This is a genomic window from Nonomuraea sp. NPDC000554 (genome assembly GCF_040300065.1).
In the GTDB taxonomy this organism is placed as follows: Bacteria; Actinomycetota; Actinomycetes; order Streptosporangiales; family Streptosporangiaceae; genus Nonomuraea.
In genome coordinates, this window is the sequence record NZ_JBEPDC010000039.1 from 24,978 (window position 1) to 50,864 (window position 25,887).

Here is a 25,887-nt window from a genome sequence, read left to right on the forward strand (position 1 = left end):
CGGCGGGCGCCCGTCCGGCCGCTGGTGGCGTACCATCACCGAACAACATTCTGCTCACGTGAGGGATCGGTATGACGACTCGCCAGCACGCCATCGGCGACCTGCTGCGGCGCTCGGCCGCGCGCCACCCCGGCAAGACCGCCATCGTGTTCGGCGAGCTGCGTCAGAGCTACGCCGACCTGGACGCGACGGTGAACCGCACCGCCAACGCGCTGGCCGCGCGGGGCGTGCGCAAGGGCGACAGGTTCGCCGTGTTCAGCCACAACAACCACGCCTTCGTGGTGGCGTACTTCGCGCTGGCCCGGCTGGGCGCGATCTCCGTGCCGATCAACTTCATGCTCGGGGCCGACGAGGTGGCCTACATCCTCGACCATTCCGGCGCCACCGGGATGCTGGCGGAGGAGGCGCTGCTGCCGGTCGCCGCGCGAGCCGCCGGGGAGCGGATCGCCGTGCGCGGCGTGATCGGGCAGGGCGACGGATGGGAGCCGGTCACCGCGTGGATGGCGCATCCCGACGACTCCGAGCCGCACGTGGAGATCGCCGACGACGACCCGATCCAGCTCATGTACACCAGCGGCACCGAGTCGCGGCCGAAGGGCGCCACACTGGCGAGCCGGGGTCTGATCGCCCAGTACGTGTCCTGCGTGGTCGACGGCGAGATGAGCGCGGACGACGTGGAGGTGCACGCGCTGCCGCTCTACCACTGCGCGCAGCTGCACTGCTTCCTCACGCCCGGCGTCTACCTCGGGGCCACCAACGTGATCCTGCCCGGCGCCGACCCGGCGGCGATCCTCGCCACGATCGAGGCCGAGGGCGCGACCAAGCTGTTCTGCCCGCCGACCGTCTGGATCGGCCTGCTGCGCCACCCCGACTTCGACCGCCGCGATCTGTCGTCGCTGCGCAAGGGCTACTACGGGGCCTCGATCATGCCGGTGGAGGTGCTGAAGGAGATCGCCCAGCGGCTGCCGGACGTGCGGCTGTTCAACTTCTACGGCCAGACCGAGATGGCGCCCGTGGCCACCGTCCTGGGCCCTGACGAGCAGCTCACCAGGCTCGGCTCGGCCGGGCGTGCGGCGCTGAACGTCGAGACCAGGATCGTCGACGCCGACGACCGGCCGGTGCCGCCCGGGGTGGTGGGCGAGATCGTGCACCGCAGCCCGCACGCCATGCTCGGCTACTGGAACGACCCCGACAGGACCGCCGAGGTGTTCCGCGGCGGCTGGTTCCACAGCGGCGACCTCGGCGTGCTGGACGCCGACGGCTACCTGTCGGTCGTCGACAGGAAGAAGGACATGATCAAGTCCGGTGGCGAGAACGTGGCGAGCCGGGAGGTCGAGGAGGCCATCTACCAGCACCCCGCGGTGGCCGAGGCGGCGGTGTTCGGGGTGCCGGACCCACGGTGGATCGAGGCGGTGACGGCCGCCGTCGTGCTGCGCGCGGGCGCGGGCCTGACCGCCGACGAGCTGGTCGCCTTCCTGCGGGAACGGCTCGCGCCCTTCAAGACGCCCAAGCGGGTCGTGTTCGTCGAGGCGCTGCCCAAGAACGCCAGCGGCAAGGTCCTCAAGAGGGAGCTGCGCGACGCCTTCTGATCGCGGCCCTGATCCCCTTGCGCGGCGCGTTCCCGGCGAGGGCGTCGTCGTGCAGGCCGGACGCACCTTGAGCTCGGCCTGCATGAGCGGCCCGGCGGCGAGCGGCTGCTAGGGTGTGTCACGAGTGATCAGCCAAAGGGAGATCCAGACGTGGTGGGTGACGACGACATCTCCGGGTGATACCGGGAGTGATCGGCCACCGGCAGGCGCACAGGAGCGCCGCCGTGGCCATGTCGGCGTTTCTTGAATCCCCTTTCTCCCCTTGGGCGGCTCCGGCACGCCCCTGTCACCACGAGGTCACTCGCATGTCCGACGCGTTCATCGTCTGCTCCAACCTGTCCTTCTCCTGGCCGGACGACACCCCGGTCTTCCAGGACCTGTCCTTCACCGCGGGCGCCGGCCGCACGGGCTTGGTCGCCCCGAACGGCGCCGGCAAGAGCACCCTGCTCAAGCTGATCGCCGGCGAGTACCGGCCCAGCGGCGGCAGCGTGTCCGTCGAGGGGGTGCTCGGCTACCTCCCGCAGAGCCTGCCTCTCGCCGGTGACCTGACCGTCGCCGAGGTCCTGGGGATCGCCCCGGTGATCAGGGCCCTGGACGCCATCGAGTCAGGCGACGCGAGCGAGGAGCACTTCGCCACGATCGGCGACGACTGGGACATCGAGGAGCGCACCCGCGCCCAGCTGGACCGGCTCGGCCTCGGCGACGTCGAGCTCGCCCGGCGCCTGCGCACCCTCAGCGGCGGCCAGGTCGTCTCCCTCGGGCTGGCGGCGCAGCTGCTGAAGCGGCCCGACGTCCTGCTGCTCGACGAGCCGACCAACAACCTCGACCTCGACGCGCGCCGCAAGCTCTACGACGTGCTCGCCGACTGGAACGGCTGCCTGCTGCTGGTCAGCCACGACCGGGAGCTGCTCGACCGCATGGACCGGATCGCCGAGATCGAGCGGGGCGAGATCAGGCTCTACGGCGGGAGCTTCACCGCCTACGAGGAGGCGGTGCGGGCCGAGCAGGAGGTCGCCGAGAAGAACGTCCGCAGCGCCGAGCAGGAGCTCAAGCGTGAGAAGCGGGAGATGCAGCAGGCCCGTGAGCGGGCCGAGCGGCGGGCGAGCAACGCCGCCCGCAACCTGAAGAACGCCGGCCTGCCGCGGATCTTCGCCGGGAACATGAAGCGGGGCGCCGAGGAGTCGGCGGGCAGGGCGGGCCAGACGCACGCCGCGCGGGTCGGCGACGCCAGGGCCCGGCTCGACGAGGCCGGGCGTGCCCTGCGCGACGACCAGAAGATCGCGCTGGAACTGCCCGGAACCCACGTCCCCGCCGGACGCACGGTCTTCCTCGGCGAGCGGATGCAGGTCCGCCACGGTGAGCGGGCCGTGTTCGCCGGGGAGGGCGTCGACCTGACCGTCCGTGGCCCCGAGCGGATCGCGCTGACCGGCCCGAACGGCGCGGGCAAGTCCACCCTGCTGCGCCTGGTCAACGGCGACCTGGAGCCGGACGACGGCCGGACCAGGCGGGCCGACGGCCGCGTCGCCTACCTGTCGCAGCGGCTGGACCTGCTGGACCTCGACCGCACCGTCGCGGAGAACCTGGCCGCGTTCGCGCCCGGAATGCTGGAGGCGCAGCGGATGAACCTGCTCGCCCGCTTCCTGTTCCGGGGCTCCCGCGCGCACCTGCCGGTCGGGGTGCTGTCGGGCGGCGAGCGGCTGCGCGCCACCCTGGCCTGCGTCCTGTGCGCCGAGCCGGCGCCCCAGCTGCTGTTGCTGGACGAGCCGACCAACAACCTCGACCTGGTCAGCGTCGGCCAGCTGGAGAGCGCGCTCGCCGCCTACGAAGGCGCGTTCGTGGTGGTCAGCCACGACGAGCGGTTCCTCGCGGAGATCAACGTGGGCCGCTGGCTGCGGCTCTCCGAGGGCCGGCTGCTGGAGACGGGGCCCGAGGTCAGCCGCCTGCCTTGAGTCCTCAGCCCCAGCCGTCGAGAGCGAAGACGGGGCCCGAGGTCATGCCCTGAGCCCTCAGCCCCAGCCGTCCAGAGCGAACACAGCCCCGCGGTGGCACTGCGTGATGCCCGCGGCCGGATACGCGACCGTGTTCGGGGGAAGCGCGCCGGGATCGGCCCACAGCAGCCCGGCGCACTTGTGCGGCTCCATGTTCACCGGCTCGCCCTCCCACCGGACGGCCTCGAAGAAGAACCCGACGCGGGCCGCACCGGAGGCGCCCCGATGGTGCATCACGTGGAGAAACCTGAGGTCGGGGGGATCAACGATCACCCCGACCTCCTCCCTGGCCTCCCGGATCACGGCGTCGACCACCGACTCGCCCTCCTCCAGATGACCACTCGGGAGGTTCAGGCCGCCGTCGGCGAACCCGGTGTTGGCCCGCTCGGCCAGCAGGATCAGGCCGCCCCGGCGCAGCACGAGATGGACGTCGACGACGCTGCGGTAGCGCCGCTTCACCGGGCGAGCCCGTCGCGCCGCCGGTCGAGAGCCTGCACCCACTTGACGGCCACCGCGGCGACCTGCACCAGCTCGGCGCGCAGCAGCTCGGGATCGTCCTCGGCGAAGGCCTCCAGCACCTCCTCGTGCAGGATGTGCCGCCAGCTCAGCTCGCCCCTGGCCGCCGCCTCGGCCAGCGCGCTCGCCAGCGAGCCCGGCGCGCCCGCGTCTCCGTCGTGTGTCACGATCCCCGAGTCTGCCCGACGCCTCCGACAGGATCGCGCATCCTGAAGCCCGGCCCCACGTCGGCCGCCCCCGAGCGGACGTGGTCGCGGAACGCCCGGACGGCGGGCGTCAGCCGCTCCCCCGCGGGCCAGCTCAGACCGATGGTCCGGAACACGGGCGGCGACAGCGGGACCTCCGCCACCCCCGACGGCGGCGCGGGGCCGAAGCGAGGTAGCAGCGCCACGCCCAGCCCCGCCGCCACCAGCCCCCGGACGGTCTCCGACTCCTGCCCCTCGAACGCGATCCTGGGCTGGAACCCGGCCGCCGCGCACAGGTCGTCGGTGATCTGGCGCAGCCCGTACCCGTGCTCCAGCGTGACGAGCTCCTCCTCCGCGAGGTCGGTCAGCCGCACGTGCTCCCGCCCGGCGAACGGGTGGGAGCACGGGACCGATAGCACCAGCTCCTGGTCGGCCAGCGCGGCACCGGCGAGGTCGGGGTCGTCCTCCGGCAGCGGCGCGACGAGCACCAGGTCGATCTCGCCGTCGCGCAGGCCGCGCAGCATGTCCTGCCGGGAGCCCTGCACCAGGCTGAAGCGGACCCGCGGATAGCGCTCGCGGAAACCCTTCACCAGCGACGGCACCAGCGAGCGGCCGAGCAGGTGCAGGAACCCGAGGACGACGTGCCCGCTGCCGGGGTCGGCCTCCTCGCGGACCTCCCGCACGGCGGCGGCCACGACGCCGAGCGCGCGGGCGGCCGAGCCTGCCAGCGTCCGTCCGGCCCTGGTCAGCCTGATGCCGCGTCCGGCAGGGATGACGACGGGCGCGCCGACCAGCTCGGAGAGGGCGGCGAGCCGCCTGCTGACCGTGGGCTGCGGGATGCCGAGCAGCTCGGCGGCCCTGGTCACGTGCCCGGTCTCGCCGAGCGCGGCGAGCAGCGCCAGGGCGGGCGCGAGCCGGGCCGCCAACTCTAGATCCGCGGATTCATCCAGCATGGTATGAATTATCGCCCTTTTCAGCATTGGACGCATTTATTAGCTTTGCTTAGGTTTTTGGGGTGGTCCTCGAACTGAGCGCTCCCGTCAGCACCAGGCGGGTCGGCGCCGCCGTCGCCGCGGCGGGCGTCTCCTCCTTCGCCCTGCTGTACGCGCCCCAGCCGGTCCTGCCCCAGCTCGCGACGGCGTTCCAGCTGGACCCCGGCGGCGCGTCCCTGGCGATCGGGGTGGCCACGACCGCGCTGGCCCTCGCGGTGCTGCCGCTGGCGGCGCTGTCGGAGCGGGTGGACAGGCGGCAGATCATCGTCTGCTCGGTGATCGCCTCGGCGGTACTCGGGCTGCTGCTGCCGCTCGCGCCGTCGTTCCCCGTGCTGCTGGTCATGCGGGCGCTGCAGGGCGTGGCGATCGCGGGCTTCCCCGGCGTCGCCGCCGCCTACCTGGCCGACCAGGTCGGCACGGCCAGGCTGCCGTCCGCCGTCGGCGCGATGATCGCGGGCAACTCGGTGGGCGGCATGCTCGGACGGCTCGGCGCGGGATTCGCGGCCGGGCCGCTGGGCTGGCACGGCGCGCTGCTGGTCGTCGCGGGCGTCTCGCTGGTGTGCGCGGTGTTCGCGGCCGCCACGCTCCCCCCGTCTCAGCGGACGCCGCATCCGGGCGACGGCGGCGAGCGGACCCGGCTCGGGGCGCGGCTGCTCGCGCCGTACACGGTGGCGGTGCTGGGGATGGGGGCGTTCATCGCGCTCTACAACGCGGCGGGCTTCCGGCTGGCCGCGCCGCCGATCGGCCTCGCGCCCGCGGCGGCGTCCCTCGTGTTCCTCTCGTACGCGATGGGGACGGTCTCCTCGGCCGCGGCGGGACGTCTGGTACGCAGGCTCGGACAGTCGGCGGCCCTCGTGACGTCGCTCGCCGCGACGGCCGCCGGCGCCGCGCTGACGGTCTCGGACGCGCTGCCGCTGATGGCGCTCGGCTTCGCCGTCCTGACCGCCGGGTTCTTCGCCGCGCACGCGATCGCCAACGCGTGGGTCGCGGCCGAGGCCCCGCCACGGGCGCGCGGCAGGGCGTCCGGGCTCTACACGCTCTGCTACTACCTCGGCAGCGGCGCCGGGGGGACCGTGGGCAGCGCGGTCTACGGGCGGTTCGGGTGGGGCTGGCTGATCGTCCTGACAGTGGGCTGGCTCCTGGTGGGCGTGGCAGCGGTCCTGACAGCGGCCAGACGCCCAATCAGCTGACGGACGGTCACCGTCGGTACCGGGCCCGCCGGGACGCTGACGCGCGGAGGCCCCGTGACGCGCTCGTCACGGGGCCTCCGTCACGTGTCATCCGCCGGACGTCTCTACCGCCACTGGCTCGGGACGATCGGGCTGGCGGCCATCGCCATGCAGTGGGCGTTGGGGTACTCATGGTCGAAGTACACCGGCTGGTCGTGGAAGTAGCCGCGGATCTCGACGTGACGCGGGCTCCAGAGCTTGACGCAGGGACGTCCCGGCTCCCTGATCGCGTCGAGGTCTCCGTTGAGGTCGCGGAGGTTCTCGCAGGCGTCTCGTGGTGTGGGGTGGCTGCCGCCGTCGGGACCGCACGTGAGCACGTAGTACTCCGAGGTGCCGCGGTGGATGTCGCTGACCGTGATCCTGAGCTCGCCCTCGAGGCCACCGGCCTGCGCCGGGGCCGCGGCACCGAGCGTGGCCGCCGCCAGGACGGCGGCGGTGACGGCGGCCGGACGGGTGAGAGAACGGAGAATGGACAAGGAAGACCCCCTTCAACCTTGGATACGCAGCGTGACGCTATCATCACCGTGCGCCCTCATCGTGGATCTTCTGACCCGCGATTCCGGACAGAGCCCCGGACGTCCCAGGAACGCCACACGGAGCGAATCGCCCCTGAACAGCCCGGCCCGCCGTTTCCTCCGCCACGCGACGCCCAAGAGCAGCGCCAACCGGCATTTCCTACCGAATAGATAGCTATATTGGTGCGGTGACCATCGACCAGCACGGACTGGCCATGAGTGGCGCGAGCCGTGCCGCCGTCCGCCATTACGACCAGGCGATCGACGAGCTGCTCCACTTCCGCGTCGAGGTCGACGCCGAGTCGGCGGCGGCGCTGGCCGACTCGCCGGACTTCCCGATGGGCCAGGTGCTGGCCGCCTACCTGGGGCTGCTCACCACCGAGGCGGACGACGCGCGCGCCGCCCGGCAGCGCTTCGCCGCCTGGCGTGCCAGGATCGACCACCCGTCGCTGCTCCCCCGCGAGCGCGCCCACGTCGAGGCCGTCCAGGCGCTGCTCGACGGCGACTTCCTGACCTGCGGCGCGCTGCTCGGCAGGATCACCGAGGAGCACCCTCGCGACGCGCTCGCCCTCGCGGCCGGCCACCAGGTGGACTTCTTCACCGGCGACGCGCGGTCGCTGCGCGACAGGATCGGCGGCGCGCTCAACGCCTGGCACGACGACGACAGGCACGTCGGCCATGTCCTCGGTATGTACGCGTTCGGGCTGGAGGAGGCGGGCCACTACGACAGGTCTGAGGAGGTGGGGCTGCGCGCGGTCGAGCTGAACGCGCGCGACGTGTGGGGCATCCACGCGGTGGTGCACACCTACGAGATGCAGGGCAGGTTCGGCGACGGCGTCCGCTACCTGGACGCCAGGCTCGACGACTGGTCCACCGGCACGTTCTTCAACGTGCACAACTGGTGGCACTACTCGCTGTACGCGCTGGAGTCGGGCGACGCCGCCAGGGCCCTGGCCATCTATGACGCGGTGCTGGCGGGCGGGCAGTCGTCCATGGAGCTGCTGGACGCCGCCGCGCTGCTGTGGCGGTTGCTCCTCGAGGGCTCGCCCGAGGAGAAGCGGTGGCGGGCGCTGGCCGACGCCTGGCCGGTCAGGGTGGCCGAGCCGTTCTACGCCTTCAACGACATGCACGCCGTCATGTCGTACGTGGGCGCGGGACGTTTCCAGGACGCCGAGGAGCTGATCCGAGGCCGGGAGGCGTACCTGGCGGAGCCGCGTCCGGGTGTCACCAACCAGGCCATGACGGCGAGGGTGGGGCTGCCGGTGTGCAGGGCGCTGGTGGCGTTCGGCAAGGCCGACTACGACGCGGCGGTGGACCTGCTCTACCCGATCAGGCACCGCGTCAACGAGTTCGGGGGCAGCCACGCGCAGCGCGATGCCGTCCAGAAGACGCTGCTGGAGGCGACGCTGCGCGGCGGGCGCCTCGACCTGGCGCGGGTGCTGGTGAGCGAGCGGATCAACGTCCGGCCGTGCAGCCCGTTCAACTGGCTCAAGCAGGGCGCGCTGGCGGAACAGCTCGGCGACCGCGCCGCGGCCGCAGCGGCCCGCCTCCGCGCGGAGGAACTGGTACGGCGGACCTGATCCGGATTCTGTCGGTGCCTGCGAGTAGGCTCTCGCCCCATGGATCGGCAACTCACCCTGATGGCGGTGCACGCGCACCCCGACGACGAGGTCATCAGCACCGGCGGCATCCTCGCGCGCTACTCCGACGAGGGCATCCGCACGGTCCTGGTCACCTGCACCAACGGGGAGCAGGGCGACGGCCCTGGCGGGGTCAAGCCCGGCGACCCCGGCCACGACGACGAGGCGGTGGCCCGCCAACGCCTGGAGGAGCTGCGCGAGTCGGTCGCCCACCTGGGCATCGACCACCTGGAGCTGCTCGGCTACCGCGACTCCGGCATGGACGGCTGGGAGGGGAACGAGCACGGCGACGCGTTCGCCAACGTTCCGGTCGAGACGGCCGCCGCGAAGCTCGTCGCGCTGATGGAGCACTACCGGCCGGATGTCGTGGTCACCTACGACGAGACGGGCGGTGGCGGCTACGGCCACCCCGACCACGTCCAGGCGCACCGGGTGGCGGTCGCGGCGGCCGAGACGTCCGGCATCCCGGCCAAGTTCTACTACACGGCCATCCCCCGCTCCGGTATCAAGCAGATGTTCGAGGCCATGCGGGCCAGCGGCGTCGACTTCGGCGACTTCGAGCCGTCCGACGACTTCGGCACCCCCGACGAGCTGGTCACGTCCACGATCGACGTCTCGCCGTACGTGGAGCGCAAGCTGAAGGCGCTGCAGGCGCACGAGAGCCAGGGCGAGAACATCTTCCTGCTCCGCATGCCCGAGGAGGCCCAGCACCAGGTGTTCTCGCACGAGGCGTTCACCCGGGTGTCGAGCAAGGTCGAGGCGCCCGACCACGAGGACGACCTGTTCGCCGGCCTGCGCTGAGCGATCGGCCCCGAGCCGGTTCCCGGCGGGCGACGGGCCACGCGAGCCGCCGCCCCGATCACGGTCTGGGCGGGGGCAGTTCGCCCGAGCCGCGCACGATCAGGCGCGTCGGCACCAGGGTCCGGCGTGCCTTCGACCGGTCGCCGTCCAGGCGGGCCAGGACGAGGTCGGCCGCGGCGCCGCCGATCGCGGCCGGGTCCTGGGCGACGACGGTCAGCGGCGGGTCGAGCACCTCGGCCAGCGGCAGGTCGTCGTAGCCGACGACGGCCACGTCCTTGCGGCCCGCGCGGGCGAGCGCCACCACCACGCCCATCGAGGCGAGGTTGTTGGCGGCGAACAGCGCGGTCGGCGGGTCGTCGAGGGCCAGCAGGCGGAGCGTGGCGGCGCTGGCCGCCTCCTGGTCGTGGCCGCTCTCCACGAGCGCGCGGTCGAACGGGAGCCCGGATCGTTCCAGCGCGTCGCGGTAGCCCTGGAAGCGTTCGCGGCGGGTGTAGAGGGTGGCGGGCAGGTCGCCGACGAAACCGACCCTGCGGTGCCCGTGCCCGATCAGGTGGCCGACCCCGGCCGCGGCGCCCTCGCGGTTGGCGCTGACCACGCTGTCGGCGGTCAGCCCCACGGCGGGCCGGTCGAGGAAGACGATCGGCAGGCCCGCCGCCCGCTCGCCGCGCAGGTGGCGGTGGTCGCCGGCCGCCGACGGCACCACCATGAGGGCGCTGACCCTGCGCGCCAGGAACGCGGCGATCAGCGACTGCTCCAGCTCGGCCGTCTCGCTGGACGAGCCGACGATCAGGGTCAGCCCGCGGGCCCTGACCGTGTTCTCGATGCCGCCCGCGAGCGTGCCGAAGAACGGGTTGCCCATCTCGGGGATGACCAGGCCGATCGCGGCGTCACGGGCCCCGACACGCATGTTGCGGGCCATCAGGTTCGGCTGGTAGCCCAGCTTGCGCACCGCCTGCATGACGCGTTCGCGCGTCTCCGCCGCGACGGGGCCTTCGTCGTTGAGCACCCGCGAGACGGTCTTGGCCGTGACCCCCACTTCACGGGCCACGTCTGCCATGGTGGGACGCCGCATTTCGACCATGCTAGTGGCTCGTCAGGACAGGCCGATCGCCTTCGCCGCGCTCTTGTCGGCCACCACCGCCCTGCCGTCCGACACCTGGAGGGCGCCGGTCATGATGGCGACGACCTCGGCCATGCTGTGGTCGGCGGGCTTGACCTGGGCGACGCGGCGGCCGAGCCGCTGGACGTGGATGCGGTCGGCGATCTCGAACACGTGCGGCATGTTGTGGCTGATCAGCACGACGGGCAGGCCGCGGTCGCGGACCCGTCTGATCATGTCGAGCACCTGGCCGGACTCCTTGACGCCGAGCGCGGCGGTCGGCTCGTCCATCACGACCACGTGCGAGGCCCAGGCGACGGCCCTGGCCACGGCCACGCCCTGCCGCTGCCCGCCGGACAGCGACTCGACCGGCTGGGTGAGCGAGCGCAGGCCGATCTTCAGGGCGGCCATGTGCTCGGCCGACTCGGCGCGCATCCGCTTCTTGTCCAGCAGCCGGAAGATCGTGCCCAGCGGGCCGGGCTTGCGGATCTCCCTGCCGAGGAACATGTTGGTCGCGATGTCGAGCGAGGCGGCGACGGCCAGGTCCTGGTAGACAGTCTCGATGCCGTGCCTGCGCGCGTCCAGCGGGCTGCGCAGGCGGACGGGCTCGCCGCCGAGCATGATCTCGCCGGAGTCCGGCTGGATCGCGCCCGTCAGGGCCTTGATCAGGGTGGACTTGCCCGCGCCGTTGTCGCCGATGACGGCGAGCACCTCGCCGGGCATCAGATCGAAGTCGGCGCCGTCCAGCGCGGTCACGTGGCCGTAGCGCTTGACCAGGCCGCGCGCCTGGAGGACGGGGGTCGTCATCGGTTCCTCCTGCGGGAGAGCTGGTCGACGGCCACGGCGAGGATCACCAGGATGCCGGTGATGAGCGTCTGGTAGATCGACTGCACGCCCATGAGTTGCAGGCCGTTGCGGAACACCCCGACGATGAGCGCGCCGATCAGCGTCCCAAGCACCAGGCCGCGCCCGCCGAACAGGCTGGTGCCGCCGAGTACGACGGCGGTGATGCTGTCGAGGTTGTCGGTCTGGCCCGCCTGCGGGTCGCCGACGCCGGTCCTGGAGACCAGCAGCAGGGCCGCGACGCCGTAGACGAATCCGGCGAGGGTGTAGACGCCGATGGTCAGCCGCCGGGTGCGGATGCCGGTCAGCCGCGCCACCTCGGGGCTGTTGCCCAGCGCGTAGACGTGGCGTCCCCAGGCGGTCTGGCCGAGCAGGTAGGCGAAGAGCAGGAACAGCAGGATCGTCAGCAGCGACCCGTAGGTGACGTTGGTCTGCCCGACCTGGAACGTCCGGCCCAGGAAGGTCAGCAGGTCCGGGAGCTGGGTGACGGTCTGCTCCTGCGAGTAGATGTGGGTCAGCGCGAACACCACGTTCAGCATGCCGAGCGTGACGATGAACGGCGGCAGCGAGATCCGCGTCACCAGCAGCCCGTTGACCAGCCCGAACGCGGCGCACGCGGCGAGCCCGGCGGCGATCGCGAGCGGGGGCGGCAGCTCGCCGGTCACGGCCAGCTTGGTCATCACGATGCCGCCGAACGCCATGATCGCGCCGTTGGACAGGTCGATGCCCGCCGTGAGGATGATCAGCGTCTGGCCGATGGCGAGCGTCCCGACGACCATGACCTGCTGGATGATCAGCGAGAAGTTGCCGCCGGTGAGGAACTGGTCGGTTCTGAGGGCGAAGAACGCGCACGCCAGCACCAGCGCGATGAAGGGGCCGGCGACTGGCGTGGTGAGGATCCGGCGCGGTAGTGCCGCTTCGATGACGGCCATCTCAGCCCCAGCAGTTGGCCAGGCCGAAGGCGGTGTCCTTGGCCTCGACGCCGGTGGCCGGCTTGTCGGTGACCAGGGTGACGCCGGTGTCGGTGTAGCCCGAGGCCTTCTTGCCCTTCATGGCGAACTCGGCCACGGCCTTGACGCCGTCCTCGGCCATCTTCAGCGGGTACTGCTGCGAGGTGGCGGCGATCTGCCCGCTCTGCACCGCCTTGACGCCGGTGCATCCGCCGTCCACGGAGACGATCAGGGTGTCCTTCTCGCGGCCCTTGGCCTTCAGCGCGGTGTACGCGCCCAGGGCGGCGGGCTCGTTGATGGTGTAGACGAGGTTGATGTCGGGGGCCTTCTGCAGGCAGTTCTCCATCGCGGTCTGGCCCTTGGACTGGTCGCCGCGGGTGTCCTGGGAGCAGACGATGGACGGGTCGCCCTCGGCGATGCCGTACCCCTTGAGGAAGCCGTCGTGGCGCAGCTGCCCGACGGTGATGCCGGGCGCGAGGTCGAGGGTGGCGATCTTGGCGGGTTTGCCGGCCATCGCGGCCTTGGCGTACTGGCCGATGAGCTCGCCCGCCTTGAGGTTGTCGGTGGCGAACAGCGCGTCGGTGGCGTCCTGCGGGTCCGTGGGGGTGTCCAGGGCGATCACCATGACGCCGGCGTCCCTGGCCTTCTTGATCGCCGGGACGATCGCCTTGGTGTCGCTCGGCGTGATGAGGATGCCCTTCACTCCGGCGGCGACCATGTTCTCGATCGCGGTGATCTGGGCGGCGTTGTCGCCGTCGAACTTGCCTGCGGCGGTCATCAGCTCGGCGCCGGACGCCTGGGCCGCCTTCTGCGCGCCTTCCTTCATCTTCACGAAGAACGGGTTGGTCTCCGTCTTGGTGATCAGTCCGACTTTGGGGGTGGAGGACGGCTGCTGACCGCTCGCGCCGCATCCGGTGGCGAGCAGCGCAACGGCCAGCAAACCGGCCGAGATCCTTGCAATCATGGACGCTTCCTATCAGCGGAGATTCGATGTCATCGTTGACATATGTCATCGTTGACATCGGCCGTGCTGCGATGATGAACTCCCATCCGAGAAACGTCAATGCCTTCATGTCGTAACAAATGGGCAACGAGCCAGAGAGGCAGGGCCCGATGATCGCTGTCCTGGGCGAGTGCGTCGCGGACGCCTTCGCCGACCGGCGTCCCGGCGAGCTCACGGAGCTGGCGCTGCGGGTGCTGCCGGGGGGCGGTCCCGCGAACACGGCGGTGGCCCTGGCGCGCCTCGGCACCCCCACCCGGTTCCTCGGCCGCCTGTCGGGCGACGTGTTCGGCGACCTGTTCCGCGACCACCTCGCCGCCTCCGGCGTGGACCTGTCGGCGAGCGTGCGGGCGGCCGAGCCCAGCACGCTCGCGGTCGCGGCGCTGGACGGTCAGGGCCAGGCCGCCTACAGCTTCCACGCCGAGGGCACCGCCGACTGGCAGTGGTCCCCGGACGAGCTGACGGGGCTCGGCGGCGCGTCCTGCCTGCACACCGGCTCGCTGGCGCTGGTACGCGAGCCGGGACGGGACGTGGTGGAGTCCTTCGCCGCAGCCGCGGCCGGGCAGGCGACGGTCTCCATCGACCCCAACGTCCGGCCCAGCCTGGCGGCGCGCGAGGCCTACCAGGTGACGCGCTGGTGCGGCATCGCCGACATCCTCAAGCTCAGCGAGGACGACCTGGCCTTCCTCCTGCCGGGCGAGCCGGTGGAGCGCGCCTGCGACGCCTGGCACGCCGCCGGGGCCCGGCTGATCGTGGTAACCCGGGGCGCGTCCGGAGCCCTGGTCTCCCTGGAGGGGGCGCGGGCGACGGTCGGCGCGCCGCGCGTGCGGGTGGTGGACACGGTCGGCGCGGGCGACGCGTTCACGGCCGGGCTGCTGCACCACCTGTCCGCGCGCGGCCTCCTGGGGGGACGCCTGGACGGCCTCGATCTTGACACGGCCACCGAGGCGGCGGCGTTCGCGGCCCAGGTGGCGGCCATGACCTGCGCGGTCGCCGGCGCCAACCCGCCCTGGGCGCACCAGCTCACCGACCTCAACGCCGACCACCTGGCGGACGGCGCGTGACGCTCGAGGCAGGCGCGCAGCGCGGCGGCGGATCGGGCAAGCGCGATTAAAGGCGGAAGCAACCGCAGTGGCCCGATAATCGACACCAGTAACCGACCAGGACAGGACACGTACATGGGACGTTTATTGCGGATCTTCTCGCCGGTCGTGATCGGCCTGCTCGTCTCGGGTTTCACCACCGGGCCGCAGCAGGACCCGCTCACGTCCTTCTACAATCAGCGGCCCGCCTGGTCCGACTGCGGCGGCGGCTTCCAGTGCGCCAAGCTGAAGGTCCCGCTCGACTACGCGAAACCGGCGGGCGAGCGGATCGAGCTGGCCCTGATCCGCCTCCCCGCGACCGGCCAGCGGATCGGCTCGATCGTGGTCAACCCCGGCGGCCCCGGCGGGTCCGGCATCGACTACGCCAAGCAGGCCAAGACGCAGGTGTCGGACGACGTCCGGGCCCGCTTCGACGTCGTCGGCTTCGACCCGCGCGGGGTCGGCAAGTCCACCCCCGTGCGCTGCCTGACCGGCCCGCAGACGGACGCCTACGTCGCCCTCGACCCGACGCCCGACTCCGCCGCCGAGGCCAAGAAGCTCCAGGAGGCGTCGCGGGCGTACGCCAAGGGCTGCCAGGCCAAGTCGGGCAAGCTGCTCGCGCACGTCGGCACCGCCGACGCCGCCCGCGACATGGACGTCATGCGCGCCGCCCTCGGCGACAAGAAGCTCACCTACCTCGGCAAGTCGTACGGCACCTACCTGGGCGCCACCTACGCCGACCTGTTCCCCTCCAAGGTGCGCGCCCTCGTCCTCGACGGCGCCCTGGACCCCACGCTGACCATGGCGCAGATCAACTCCCAGCAGTCGCGCGGCTTCGAGGTGGCCTTCACCGCGTTCCTGCGCGACTGCTTCGAGCAGAAGGACTGCCCCTTCCCCACGCACGAGGTCGGCGCGTCGTTCGCCAAGCTCGACGCGCTGTTCAAGCGGGCCGACTCGACCCCGCTGAGCAACAGGCGCGACGACAGGAAGCTCACCGAGGCGCTGGCGGTGACCGGGACGCTGATGCCGCTCTACCAGCGCGACGCCTGGCCGTACCTGCGGCAGGCGCTCACGGCGGCCTTCAAGGGCGACGGCACGATCCTGCTGGCCTTCGCCGACCTGTACTACGGGCGTGAGACCGACGGCAGCTACAGCAACGAGACCGACGCGAACACCGCCATCAACTGCCGCGACCACGCCTACCCCGGCACGGCGGCCGGCTACGCCCGGATGACCCGCAAGAGCGTGTCGCTGGCGCCGCACTTCGGCGCCTTCGTCTCGGGCGGCCCGACACCGTGCCTGTACTGGCCGGTCAAGAGCCTGGCGAACGTCAAGCCGCTGCGCGCCAAGGGCGCTGCGCCGATCGTGGTGGTCGGCACCACGCGCGACCCGGCCACGCCGTACAAGTGGGCCCAGGCGATGGCGTCGCAGCTCTCCTCGGGCGTGCTGCTCAGCTTCGACGGCGACGGCCACACCGCGTACCGGTCGGGCTCGTCCTGCGTCGACGAGGCGATCGACCACTACCTGATCGACGGGGTGCCGCCGAAGGACGGAACGACCTGCCCGAAGATCTGACCCGGGAGGGCCGCGATCAGCGGCCCTCCGCGTCGCCGCCGTCGCGGTCGGGGCGGTCGAGGGCCGGTTGGACGAACCACGTCCACACGGCGAGCAGGGCGATGACGGCGGCGGTGGCGACCGCCACGGCGATGTGGAACAGGTAGTCCACCACCAGCATGGTCGCCGCCGTCATCGAGACGGTCAGCGCCAGCGCCCCCGCGATGGCGTACCGGTTCGACCGCATGACCAGCGTCTCCTTGCGTCCCTGGCGGAACAGGATGCGGTGCTGCGCCGCCGGCGCGATGTAGCAGACGGACGCGACGGCCGCGCCTACCAGCGCCACGTAGAACAGTCTCCGGTCCCACACGCTCAGCCGGGGGAAGCCGTTGGAGAACGGGACGGTGAGCAGGAACGCGAACAGCACCTGGACCCCGGTGACGGCCACCCGCGCGCTCTGCAGCAGTTCCACGAAGTTGCGGTCGGCCCGCTCCTTCTCCGTCTCCTGCTCCACGCGCGTCGCCTCCCGCCCGAGATCGGTTCCTGAGAGTACGTCTATCCGGGTGCCGGCTTTCAAACCAGGCGGGCGCCGCCGCTCACCGTTCCAGCAGCTTGGCCGGGGTGATGGGCAGGTCGCGGACGCGGCGGCCGGTCGCGTGGTACACGGCGTTGCCGATGGCGGCGGCGGTGCCGACGATGCCGATCTCGCCGATGCCCTTGGACCCCATGGGATTGAGCCGCTCGTCGTGCTCGTCCAGCCAGACGGCCTCGATCCGCTCGACGTCCGCGCAGACCGGGATGTGGTACTGGGCGAGGTCGCGGTTGACGAAGCCGCCGAACCGCTCGTCGGTCACCGTCTGCTCCATGAGGGCCATGCCCAGGCCCATCGTCATGCCGCCGACGAACTGTGAGCGGGCCAGGTCGGCGTCCACGATGCGGCCGCAGGCGAAGACGCCGAGCAGGTGCGAGACGCGGACCTCGCCGGTGTCCTCGTCCACCCGGACCTCGGCGAACTGGGCGCCGAAGGCGTGCCTGGCGAGCCGGGCGTCGGCCTTGACGGCGGCGGTGGTGTCGGCCTCGCCCTGCTTGCCGTCGCGCCGCAGGTCCTCGCAGGCCGCCACGACGGCCGAACCCCAGGAGGCCAGTCCCATCGAGCCGCCCGCGAGCGGCGCGTCCGGCAGGTCGCTGTCGCCCAGCTCGACCCGGACCCGCTCGGGCGGGACGTCCAGGGCGTCGGCCGCGATGCGGGTGAGCGCGGTGCGCGCTCCGGTGCCGATGTCGGCGGCGGCGAGCCGGACCACGAAGTCGTCGTCCTCCGCGGTGGCCGTGGCCTGCGAGGGGAGGCGTCTGGACGGGTAGGTGGAGGCGGCGACGCCGGTGCCGACCAGCCAGCGTCCCTCGCGGCGGACGCCCGGCGCGGGGTCGCGGCGCTCCCAGCCGAACAGACAGGCCCCCTCGCGCAGGCAGGCCACCAGGTTGCGGGAGCTGAACGGCAGGCCGCTGTCGGGCTCGGCCTCGGGCTCGTTGCGGACGCGCAGCTCGACCGGGTCGAGCCCGGCGGCGACGGCCAGCTCGTCCATCGCGGACTCCAGCGCGTACATGCCGGGGCATTCGCCGGGGGCGCGCATCCACGACGGGGTGGCGACGTCCAGCCGGACGAGGCGGTGGGCGGTGCGCAGCGCGGGCGTGGCGTACATGACGCGCGCGGGGGCGGCGGCCTGCTCGGCGAACTCGACCAGCGTCGAGCTCTGCACGGCCACCTCGTGGTCGAGCGCGGTGAGGCGGCCGTCGGCGTCCGCGCCGATCCTGAGCCGCTGGATCGTCGGCGTCCGGTAGCCGGTGACGTCGAAGAGCTGCTGCCTGGTCAGCGACACCTTCACCGGACGGCCCACGGCCCGCGCGCACAGGGCGGCCAGGATGGCGTGCGGGCGGGTCGTCCCCTTGGCGCCGAAGCCGCCGCCGACGTGCCGCGCGACGACCCGCACCTGCTCGGGCGCGAGGCCCAGCGTCCTGGCGATCGTGTCGCGGTCGGCGGAGACGCCCTGCGTGGAGTCGAAGACCGTCAGGCCGCCGTCCTCGAACCACACGGCCAGCGCGGCGTGCGGCTCCATCGGGTTGTTGTGCAGCACCGGCGTCGTGTAGGTCACGTCCACGGTGGCGGCCGCCGCGGCGAGCCCGGCCTCCACGTCGCCCTTGACGGTGTCGGTCGGCAGGCCCGGGTTGACCTTCTCCGGCCGGTACAGGCCCGGATGGTCGGCGCGCAGCCGCACGTCGTGCCGGTCCTCCCGGTACTGGACGCGGACGTCGCGGGCGGCCGCGCGAGCCTGCTCCAGGGTCTCGGCGACGACGGCGGCGACGATCTGCCCCCGGTAGGCGACGTCGGGACGCTGGAACAGCGCCAGCTCGGGGGCGGCGTCCTGCGACAGCTCCGGCGGGTGCCCGCTGGACAGCACGGCCAGCACGCCCGGCCTGGCGAGCGCCGCCCGCGCGTCGACGTCCGTCACCCGGCCCTTGGCGATCCCCGCCTGGACGGCGAAGGCGTGCACGACCCCCTTGACCGGATACTCGGCGGCGTACGTGGCCAGCCCGGTGACCTTCTCGCGGCCTTCGATGCGGTTCATGTGGCCAGCTCCCGGAGGGTGTGCACGATGAGCCTGCGGGCCAGCGGCACCTTGTAGGCGTTGCGCGGCAGCGGCCTGGCCCGGTACAGCTCGGCCTCGGCGGCCCGCGCGAACGCCTCGTCGCTCACCGGGGCGCCGATCAGCTCCTCCTCGGCGCTCTCGGCCCGCCACGGCATGTGCGCGAGGCCGCCCAGCGCCATCCGGCAGTCCCTGATGACGCCGTCGCCGCCGACGTCGAGCACGGCGGCGATCGACACCAGCGCGAACGCGAACGACGCCCGCTCGCGCACCTTGCGGTAGGCGGACGCGCCGGGCGGCGGCTCCGGCAGCTCCACGGCGGTGATCAGGTCGCCGGGGGCGAGGACGGTGTCGAACTGCGGCTCGCCGCCGGGCAGCCGGTACAGGCCGGGCAGCTGGATGACCCGGTCGCCGCGCGGCCCGGTGACGTGCACCTCGGCGTCCAGAGCGGTCAGCGCGACCGCCATGTCCGAGGGGTGGGTGGCCACGCACTCGTCGGAGTACCCGACGACCGCCAGGTTGCTGTGGTCGCCCTCGATCGCCGGGCAGCCGGTGCCGGGCTCGCGCTTGTTGCACGCCTTGGACACGTCCTGGAAGTACGGGCAGCGGGTGCGTTGCAGCAGGTTGCCGGCGACCGTCGCCTGGTTGCGGATCTGCCCCGACGCGCCGGCCAGCACCGACCTGGCCAGCGTCGGGTACCGCGCGCGCACCAGCGGGTGGGCGGCCAGGTCGCTGTTGCGGACGGCCGCGCCGATGCGCAGCCGGTCGCCCACGGGTTCGACGGTGTCGAGCGGCAGCCTGCTCACGTCCACCAGGTACTGGGGTGCCGCCACGCCCAGCCGCATCAGGTCGACCAGGTTGGTGCCGCCGCCCAGGTACATCGTGCCCGGCTGGTAGCGGCTGACCGCGTCCGCCGGGCTGGTGGCCAGCGCGTACTCGAACGGCCTCATGGCTTCACCGCGCTGACCGCGCTGATCGCGCTGACGATGTTGGCGTACGCGCCGCACCGGCACAGGTTGCCGCTCATCCGCTCACGGATCTCCTCGGCCGTCAGCTCCGGGTCGGCCAGGAGGTCCTCGGTGACGTAGCTGGGGCCGGTCTCCCTCAGCATCCCGGCGGCCGAGCAGAGCTGGCCGGGGGTGCAGTAGCCGCACTGGAAGGCGTCGTGCTCGATGAAGGCCTCCTGGAGCGGGTGCAGCCGCTCGCCGTCGGCCAGGCCCTCGACCGTGGTGATGTCGCGCCCGTCCTGGGCCACGGCCAGGGCCAGGCAGGAGTTGGCCCGCCGCCCGTCGATGAGGACGGTGCACGCGCCGCACTGGCCGTGGTCGCAGCCCTTCTTCGAGCCGGTCAGCCCGAGCCGCTCGCGCAGCAGGTCGAGCAGCGACGTGCGCGGGTCGACGCCCAGGGTGCGCCCCTTGCCGTTCACCTGGAGGGTGATCTCTGCCATGGCGCTCGCGTACCCGACGCCCGGTCCGGCCAACCCCGGCCGATCGCCAAGTCCTCGCCGGTCGCCAAGTCCTGGCCGATCAGAGGACGGTCGCCCGCACCGGTGATCACGCGATCGCCGATGGGGGCGAAGGCGCCTCTTGCGAGGCGCGCGGGCGGTTCAGACCAGGCGTCCGACGTGCGCGAGGGCCTGTTTGAGCAGGACGCCCTGCCCGCCCGCCATCTCCTGCTGCACCATCGGCGAGGCCGCCTCCTCCGGCGTGAACCAGACGAGGTCGAGCGCGTCCTGGCGGGGACGGCAGTCGCCCGCGACCGGCACGATGTAGGCCAGCGACACGGCGTGCTGGCGCGGGTCGTGGTACGGCGTGACGCCCGGCGTCGGGAAGTACTCCGCGATGGTGAACGGCTGCGGCGAGACCGGCACGTTGGGCAGCGCCACGGGGCCGAGGTCCTTCTCCAGGTGGCGCAGCAGCGCGTCGCGGACCCGCTCGTGGTGCAGCACCCGCCCGGAGACCAGCGCCCGGCTGACCGTCCCGTCTGAGGCGATCCGCAGCAGCAGGCCGACGTGCGTCACCACGCCGGTGTCGTCGACCCGCACGGGGACGGCGTCGACGTAGAGGATCGGCATCCGTCCCCGCATCGACTCCAGGTCTTCCGGAGCGAGCCAGCCTGGTACGGTTTCGGTCTTTTCGGTCATTGGTCGATCGTACTTCCCGGCCCGGCTCGTGGTCTGACCGACAGGGCCGCAGAGGTCCGCCAATGTCCCGGTTTCTACCTTTAAGCTAATGACGTTCTGTTCGCAGTCCTGATTTCCTTCCTGTCCCCCTTGGCAGTTCGACTCCCCGACACCTAGGGTTCAGTGCAATGCCACACATTACTTGGAGGCCAGATGGCGTCTGAGCAGGTCAAGCCGCGTCCAGGGGCCGTCAGGGCGTCCGCAGGGGCGGTGAGAGCCCTGCCCGGAGCCCACATCACCAGCGGTCTGCTCCATCAGTGGCAGCGCAGGAACAGCCGGGCCACCATTGAACAGCCAAGCGGGCGCACGCCAAGGAGCGGGTCGGGCTGAACCCCGGCCGCTCCCTGCGCTACCCGGCCACGTTCCCCGGCGGGCAGGCGCAGCGGGTGGCCGTGATGAGCAAGGGCAGGATCGTCGAGCTCGGCCCGTCCGAGCAGGTCTTCGGCGACCCGCAGGATCCGTACACGCGCACGTTGCAGGCCGCGATCCCCCGCATCCACCCCGAGTGGGACCGCAGGCGGGTCGCGTTCGTGAAGGAGACGACCAGGTGACCACGTACACGATTCCCGGGATGCGGGTGCGCGACCACGTCGAGGAGGTGCCGCTCGACTGGTCCGACCCCGGCGCGGGCACGATCACGGTGTTCGCCCGCGAGCTGGCCGACGCCGCCCGCGCCGACGAGGACCTGCCGTGCCTGCTGTACCTCCAGGGCGGCCCTGGCGGCAAGGGCCCGCGGCCTGTCGGCACGTCCGGCTGGCTCGGCCAGGCGCTGCGCACCCACCGGGTGATCCTGATGGACCAGCGCGGCACCGGCCGCAGCACCCGGATCGACGGGCGCAGGATGAGCGCGCTCACCCCCGAGCAGGGCGCCGAGCACCTCGCCCGCTTCCGCGCCGACTCGATCGTCGCCGACGCCGAGCACCTGCGCAGGAACGTCTTCGGCGGCAGGCGCTGGGAGACGCTGGGGCAGAGCTACGGCGGCTTCCTGACCCTGACGTACCTGTCGAAGGCGCCGCAGGGGCTGCGCGCCTGTTACGTGGCAGGCGGCCTGCCCGCCCTGGAGCCGGACGCGTCCGAGGTGTACCGGCGGACCTATCCCCGTGTCGCGGCGAAGAACGAGCGGTTCTACCGCCGCTACCCGCACCACGTGGAGACGGTCGGCAGACTCGCCGACCGGCTGGCCGAGGGCGACGTCCTGCTGCCCGACGGCGACACGCTGACCGTGCGGCGGCTGCAGTCGCTGGGCATCGACTTCGGCATGAAGCCCGGCTACGAGCGCATGCACTGGCTGCTCGACGAGGCGTTCGAGGGCGACCACCTGACCGACACCTTCCTGCACCAGGTGCTCGCCCGCTCCTCCTACAGCGACAACCCGCTCTTCGCCGCGCTCCAGGAGAGCATCTACGGCTCCGGCCCCGGCGCGACCGCGTGGGCCGCCGAGCGGGAGCGCGGGCGTCACCCGGGGTTCGCCGAGACGTCCAGGCCGCTGCTGTTCACCGGGGAGATGATGTATCCCTGGATGTTCGAGGAGATCCGCGGCCTGCGTCCCTTCCGCGCCGCCGTCGAGCTGCTCGCCGAGCGGGCCGACTGGCCGCCTCTGTACGACCTGGACCGGCTCGCGGCCAACGACGTCCCGCTCGCCGCCGCCGTCTACTTCGACGACATGTACGTCGACGCGGGCCTGCAACTGGACACCGCGGCCCGGATCGGCAACGCCCAGACATGGGTCACCAACGAGTACGAGCACGACGGGATCGGCGAGGAGCGCGTCTTCGCCAGGCTCACCGAGCTCGTACGTGACATCGGAGGAGGAATCACCGGTGAGTGAGGGCAAGCTGCCGAAGCTGCCGAAGTTGTCAGAGATCCCCGCGTTCATGGAGTACATGGGCCAGGGCTGGGACGTCCCCGACCGGACCCCGCCCGTCGTGCCCGGCGCCGCCGAGGCCGCCGCCGCCCACCGGGCCAGGCTCGCCGCCGCGCTGCCCGGCCAGGAGATCGTGGTGGCCGCGGGGCGCGCTCCGGTGCGCAGCAACGACACGTCCTACGACTTCCGTCCCGACAGCGACTTCTACTGGCTCACCGGCTGCACGGCCGAGGACGCCGTGGTCACGGTGCGCGACGGCGAGGCGACCCTCTACCTGCCCGTTCCCGCGCACCCCGGCGAGCCGGGCTTCTTCGCCGACGCCGCCTACGGCGAGCTGTGGGTGGGCGCCGCGCCCTCCCTGGCCGACTGGTCGTCGGCGCTGGGGATCTCCGTGCGCCCGCTCGCCGAGCTGCCGGACCCGCCGGCCCTGACGGAGGAGGCGGGCCGGGTCCTGGCCGAGCTGCGCATGATCAAGGACGCGTGGGAGGTCGACCAGCTCCGCCAGGCCGTGGACCGGACCGTCGAGGGCTTCGCCGCGGTCGTCGCGGAGATCCCCGCCGCCGTGTCGGGCGCGGGCGAGCGCTGGCTGCAGGGCACCTTCGACCGCTACGCCAGGGCCCACGGCAACGGCCCCGGGTACGCCACCATCGTGGGCAGCGGCAAGCACGCCCCGACCCTGCACTGGGTCCGCTGCGACGGACCCGTCCTGCCGGACGAGCTGCTGCTGCTCGACATGGGCGTGGAGGTGCGCAGCCACTACACCGCCGACGTCACCCGCACCTTCCCCGCCTCGGGCAGCTTCTCCCCCGCCCAGCGCCAGGTGCACGACCTGGTGGAGAAGGCGCACCGCGCGGCTCTCGCCCAGGTGGGCCCCGGACGCCGTTTCACCGACTTCCACCACGCCGCCATGGAGGTGATCGCCCACGGCCTGGACGACTGGGGCCTGCTGCCGGTCTCGGTGGACGAGGCGCTGTCCGACCGCGGCCAGCACCACCGCCGCTACCTGATCTGCGGCATCGGCCACCACCTGGGCCTGGACGTGCACGACTGCGCCAGGTCCAGCCACGAGGCCTACCAGGGCGCGGTCATGGCCCCCGGCATGGTGCTCACCGTGGAGCCCGGCCTGTACTTCCACGCCCACGACCGCACCGTCCCGCCGGAGCTGCGCGGGGTCGGCGTCCGCATCGAGGACGACCTGCTCGTCACCCCTGACGGCGCCGAGGTCCTGTCGTCCGCGCTCCCCCTGGACGCGACCGGGCTCGAGCACTGGATGAAGACCGCCTGACCACACCCGCCGACGGCCCCGCACCCCACGGTGCGGGGCCGTCGGCACCCGGCCGCACGCCCGGGAAGATTACTGAACTACTTTCGAAGTCGTGCTATACAGTGGGGAAATGGCGACCAGGACCTTTCCCTTCTCGACGCTGATCAACAAGCAGACCAGCGTGTTCCCCGCGCTTGACGACGCCGATGTCGTCCTGGAGCGCCGGGATGCCGAAAACCTCGTGCTGATGCGCTCGGAGCGGTTCCAGGCCATGACCGACGGGCTCCGTCTCGCCGCCCGATCACTGTCGATCATCGCCCGCTCCAACCGCGGCATGGCCGAGGAGGTCTTCGCCGAGGAACTCCCCTGGCTGAAGTGGCTACCCGCCGAAGCACGTCCTGAGTGCGTGACTGAACTGCTCGACCACCTGCTCGCGGGCGCCGAGACGGGCCTCCTCATCCCCTTCGCCCGTGCCCTGCGTGAGTGGATGTCCACCGCCGAGATCTATTCCGACCCCGAGCTGGCGCGCCGACTTCGGGGGCCGTTCGACACCACCACCGCTGTCGACCTTCCCCGGCCCAGCACCGATGAGTGACAGGCTCGGGCGTGGCGATGAGGCGCGACGCCCGACAGGCTGGGTCGTACGCCTCGTCGACCGCCAGGCGGCTCAGGGATGGGCCGCATTGCTGTCCCAGGTTCCCGAGAATCTCGACCGGGCCTGGATCGCCATCACGGCCGATCCCCGCTGCCGCGACGACGTGTCCCGGCAGCACCGCCTCAAGTTCGATCTCAGAACCGTGAAGATCGACGGCCTCGAGCTCGAACAGTGGCAGTACGAGGTGACCGGAGGCGGACGGATCTGGTATGCGATCGACGACGCCCAACGCGTCGTGTGGATCACGCAGGCGGGCACCGGGCATCCCCGGCAGACCGACAAACGACGGCGTTGATCTTCCGCCACGACCTGCTACGGGCACGCGGCGACACAGCGACGATCCTCATCTGCCTGTACGTCTCGAACGACGTCTTCTCCGCCTTCTTCGTCTTCGGGCAGCGCAGGATCATCTCCGGCAGCACGAGCGGCGCGGTCGAGCAGCCGCCTCTATACCCCCGCGCCGGCTCTGATGGCGCGGGGCGGGGCGCCCAGCTCGCGGCGGCACGCCTTGTTGAACGCCTGGACGTCCGCGATCCCCACCGCCGCCGCGACCGCCGGGATGGGCAGCGTCGACTCGCGCAGCAGGTGGCGGGCCCGCTCCACCCGACGGCGGCGGATGTAGGCCACCACGGTGCTCCCGGTCTCGGCGCGGAACAGCCGGGTGAGGTGGTTGTGGGAGATCCCGGCGGCCCTGGCGATGTCCGGCACGGCCAGCGGGTTCGCCAGGTTCGACTCGATGTGGGCGATGGCCGCGGCGACGGCGACATGCGGCCCCGCCGCCTCCGCCAGGCGGGCGACGTGCCACAGGACCGTCCACACCTGGGCCGTGGCCATCGCGGGCTCGGCGGGCGCGACGGCGATCGCCTGCCGCAGCAGACCCGCCAGCAGCGGCGTCTCGGCGCCCGCGTCCTGCATCACCGGCACCGTCCGCTCCGTGCCCGTCCCAGTGCCCGAGCCGGTGCCCAAGCCGGTGCCCGAGCCGGGCAGGCGCAGGTGCGCGTAGAGATGCTCGGACCTGCCCCGGTACAGGTAGTGCACCTGCACGCCCGGCGGGATCAGGCTCACGTGGCCCTCCCTGATGGAGTGCGTGGTTCCGCCGACGGTGAGCTCGGCGGAGTACCCGTACAGGTGCAGCTGCCACAGGTCGGGGAGCATGAACACGTCGCGGCGGCTCCTGACCCCGTGCACGCCCACGCCCAGGTTCACCACGACGGGCGGCTCGTCCAGCCTGACCCGCACCCACTCCATGGTGAAAAACTACCAGTAATAGTGATCGTGACCCACGAAAGCGCAGGCACTT

26 protein-coding genes are annotated in these 25,887 nt (G+C 72.1%); 12 read left to right on the plus strand and 14 right to left on the minus strand.

Features of this window, described 5'->3' with window-relative positions:
- Positions 1–71 precede the first annotated feature (71 nt).
- Together ABT294_RS45300 and abc-f are read left to right on the plus strand one after the other, a co-directional pair.
- Positions 72–1,589, plus strand: a complete 1,518-nt coding sequence (locus ABT294_RS45300) for an acyl-CoA synthetase (protein ID WP_350812699.1) — start codon at positions 72–74, stop codon at positions 1,587–1,589.
- A gap of 305 nt (positions 1,590–1,894) precedes the next feature.
- Positions 1,895–3,538, plus strand: a complete 1,644-nt coding sequence (abc-f, locus tag ABT294_RS45305) for a ribosomal protection-like ABC-F family protein (RefSeq protein ID WP_350812700.1) — start codon at positions 1,895–1,897, stop codon at positions 3,536–3,538.
- 57 nt (positions 3,539–3,595) lie between these two features.
- Here the strand turns inward: abc-f and ABT294_RS45310 are convergent, their stop codons facing one another.
- The 3 genes from ABT294_RS45310 to ABT294_RS45320 are packed head-to-tail and all read right to left on the minus strand — an operon-like array spanning position 3,596 to position 5,231.
- The gene (locus tag ABT294_RS45310) at positions 3,596–4,036 is read right to left on the minus strand and encodes an NUDIX hydrolase (protein ID WP_350812701.1); all 441 of its coding nucleotides are present in this window, start codon (positions 4,034–4,036) and stop codon (positions 3,596–3,598) included.
- Positions 4,033–4,260, minus strand: coding sequence for a hypothetical protein (locus tag ABT294_RS45315; RefSeq protein WP_350812702.1), 228 nt, complete (start codon positions 4,258–4,260; stop codon positions 4,033–4,035). Before ABT294_RS45315 ends, ABT294_RS45310 begins: the two co-directional genes overlap by 4 nt.
- Positions 4,257–5,231, minus strand: a complete 975-nt coding sequence (locus ABT294_RS45320) for a LysR family transcriptional regulator (protein WP_350812703.1) — start codon at positions 5,229–5,231, stop codon at positions 4,257–4,259. Before ABT294_RS45320 ends, ABT294_RS45315 begins: the two co-directional genes overlap by 4 nt.
- 62 nt (positions 5,232–5,293) lie before the next feature.
- On the opposite strand from ABT294_RS45320, the gene ABT294_RS45325 reads away from it, so the two are divergent.
- Positions 5,294–6,460: an MFS transporter gene (locus ABT294_RS45325; RefSeq protein ID WP_350812704.1), complete on the plus strand. Its 1,167-nt coding sequence runs from the start codon at positions 5,294–5,296 to the stop codon at positions 6,458–6,460.
- A 104-nt stretch (positions 6,461–6,564) separates the two neighbouring features.
- Here the strand turns inward: ABT294_RS45325 and ABT294_RS45330 are convergent, their stop codons facing one another.
- Positions 6,565–6,975, minus strand: coding sequence for an SSI family serine proteinase inhibitor (locus ABT294_RS45330; protein WP_350812705.1), 411 nt, complete (start codon positions 6,973–6,975; stop codon positions 6,565–6,567).
- A gap of 227 nt (positions 6,976–7,202) precedes the next feature.
- Between ABT294_RS45330 and ABT294_RS45335 the strand changes: the two genes are divergently transcribed.
- Positions 7,203–8,594, plus strand: a complete 1,392-nt coding sequence (locus tag ABT294_RS45335) for a tetratricopeptide repeat protein (protein ID WP_350812706.1) — start codon at positions 7,203–7,205, stop codon at positions 8,592–8,594.
- Positions 8,595–8,633: 39 nt separating this feature from the next.
- Positions 8,634–9,455 (plus strand): PIG-L family deacetylase, encoded by an 822-nt coding sequence (locus ABT294_RS45340; RefSeq protein WP_350812707.1) that lies wholly within the window; start codon positions 8,634–8,636, stop codon positions 9,453–9,455.
- 58 nt (positions 9,456–9,513) lie between these two features.
- Here the strand turns inward: ABT294_RS45340 and ABT294_RS45345 are convergent, their stop codons facing one another.
- The 4 genes from ABT294_RS45345 to ABT294_RS45360 are packed head-to-tail and all read right to left on the minus strand — an operon-like array spanning position 9,514 to position 13,311.
- On the minus strand, positions 9,514–10,527 hold the full coding sequence (locus ABT294_RS45345; protein WP_350812708.1) for a LacI family DNA-binding transcriptional regulator: 1,014 nt from the start codon (positions 10,525–10,527) through the stop codon (positions 9,514–9,516).
- A gap of 21 nt (positions 10,528–10,548) precedes the next feature.
- Entirely contained in the window at positions 10,549–11,361 is an 813-nt protein-coding gene (locus tag ABT294_RS45350; RefSeq protein ID WP_350812709.1) for an ATP-binding cassette domain-containing protein, read from the minus strand.
- A complete protein-coding gene (locus ABT294_RS45355) occupies positions 11,358–12,329 on the minus strand; it encodes an ABC transporter permease (protein WP_350812710.1) in 972 nt (323 codons plus the stop codon). The genes ABT294_RS45350 and ABT294_RS45355 overlap by 4 nt, the downstream gene beginning before the upstream one ends.
- 1 nt (position 12,330) lies before the next feature.
- Positions 12,331–13,311, minus strand: a complete 981-nt coding sequence (locus ABT294_RS45360) for a sugar ABC transporter substrate-binding protein (protein WP_350812711.1) — start codon at positions 13,309–13,311, stop codon at positions 12,331–12,333.
- Between the two features lie 149 nt (positions 13,312–13,460).
- Here ABT294_RS45360 and ABT294_RS45365 point away from each other — a divergent pair, with 149 nt between their 5' ends.
- The gene (locus ABT294_RS45365; protein ID WP_350812712.1) at positions 13,461–14,411 is read left to right on the plus strand and encodes a carbohydrate kinase family protein; all 951 of its coding nucleotides are present in this window, start codon (positions 13,461–13,463) and stop codon (positions 14,409–14,411) included.
- A 114-nt stretch (positions 14,412–14,525) separates the two neighbouring features.
- Positions 14,526–16,004 carry an alpha/beta hydrolase gene (locus ABT294_RS45370; protein ID WP_350812713.1) on the plus strand — a complete coding sequence of 493 codons (1,479 nt, stop codon included), beginning with the start codon at positions 14,526–14,528 and terminating at the stop codon, positions 16,002–16,004.
- Positions 16,005–16,020: 16 nt separating this feature from the next.
- Here ABT294_RS45370 and ABT294_RS45375 read toward each other — a convergent pair whose 3' ends face one another.
- From ABT294_RS45375 to ABT294_RS45395, 5 genes are all read right to left on the minus strand, one after another.
- Entirely contained in the window at positions 16,021–16,497 is a 477-nt protein-coding gene (locus tag ABT294_RS45375; RefSeq protein ID WP_350812714.1) for a DUF6328 family protein, read from the minus strand.
- Positions 16,498–16,579: 82 nt separating this feature from the next.
- Positions 16,580–18,604: a xanthine dehydrogenase family protein molybdopterin-binding subunit gene (locus ABT294_RS45380; RefSeq protein WP_350812715.1), complete on the minus strand. Its 2,025-nt coding sequence runs from the start codon at positions 18,602–18,604 to the stop codon at positions 16,580–16,582.
- Complete coding sequence (locus ABT294_RS45385) at positions 18,601–19,572, minus strand: FAD binding domain-containing protein (protein ID WP_350812716.1); 972 nt, start codon at positions 19,570–19,572, stop codon at positions 18,601–18,603. The genes ABT294_RS45380 and ABT294_RS45385 overlap by 4 nt, the downstream gene beginning before the upstream one ends.
- Positions 19,569–20,069, minus strand: coding sequence for a 2Fe-2S iron-sulfur cluster-binding protein (locus tag ABT294_RS45390; RefSeq protein ID WP_350812717.1), 501 nt, complete (start codon positions 20,067–20,069; stop codon positions 19,569–19,571). Before ABT294_RS45390 ends, ABT294_RS45385 begins: the two co-directional genes overlap by 4 nt.
- A 159-nt stretch (positions 20,070–20,228) precedes the next feature.
- Positions 20,229–20,765 (minus strand): NUDIX hydrolase family protein, encoded by a 537-nt coding sequence (locus ABT294_RS45395; RefSeq protein ID WP_350812718.1) that lies wholly within the window; start codon positions 20,763–20,765, stop codon positions 20,229–20,231.
- Between the two features lie 434 nt (positions 20,766–21,199).
- Between ABT294_RS45395 and ABT294_RS45400 the strand changes: the two genes are divergently transcribed.
- The 5 genes from ABT294_RS45400 (at position 21,200) to ABT294_RS45420 (ending at position 24,882) form a co-directional block, all read left to right on the plus strand.
- The gene (locus ABT294_RS45400; RefSeq protein WP_350812719.1) at positions 21,200–21,355 is read left to right on the plus strand and encodes an ABC transporter ATP-binding protein; all 156 of its coding nucleotides are present in this window, start codon (positions 21,200–21,202) and stop codon (positions 21,353–21,355) included.
- Positions 21,352–22,632, plus strand: coding sequence for an alpha/beta fold hydrolase (locus ABT294_RS45405; RefSeq protein WP_350812720.1), 1,281 nt, complete (start codon positions 21,352–21,354; stop codon positions 22,630–22,632). Before ABT294_RS45400 ends, ABT294_RS45405 begins: the two co-directional genes overlap by 4 nt.
- Positions 22,625–23,953, plus strand: coding sequence for an aminopeptidase P family protein (locus ABT294_RS45410; protein WP_350812721.1), 1,329 nt, complete (start codon positions 22,625–22,627; stop codon positions 23,951–23,953). The genes ABT294_RS45405 and ABT294_RS45410 overlap by 8 nt, the downstream gene beginning before the upstream one ends.
- 109 nt (positions 23,954–24,062) lie before the next feature.
- Positions 24,063–24,527 carry a hypothetical protein gene (locus ABT294_RS45415; protein WP_350812722.1) on the plus strand — a complete coding sequence of 155 codons (465 nt, stop codon included), beginning with the start codon at positions 24,063–24,065 and terminating at the stop codon, positions 24,525–24,527.
- An 88-nt stretch (positions 24,528–24,615) separates the two neighbouring features.
- Positions 24,616–24,882: a hypothetical protein gene (locus tag ABT294_RS45420; protein ID WP_350812723.1), complete on the plus strand. Its 267-nt coding sequence runs from the start codon at positions 24,616–24,618 to the stop codon at positions 24,880–24,882.
- A gap of 152 nt (positions 24,883–25,034) precedes the next feature.
- On the opposite strand, the gene ABT294_RS45425 is transcribed toward ABT294_RS45420, so the two are convergent.
- Complete coding sequence (locus tag ABT294_RS45425; RefSeq protein ID WP_350812724.1) at positions 25,035–25,835, minus strand: helix-turn-helix domain-containing protein; 801 nt, start codon at positions 25,833–25,835, stop codon at positions 25,035–25,037.
- Positions 25,836–25,887: the final 52 nt, after the last annotated feature.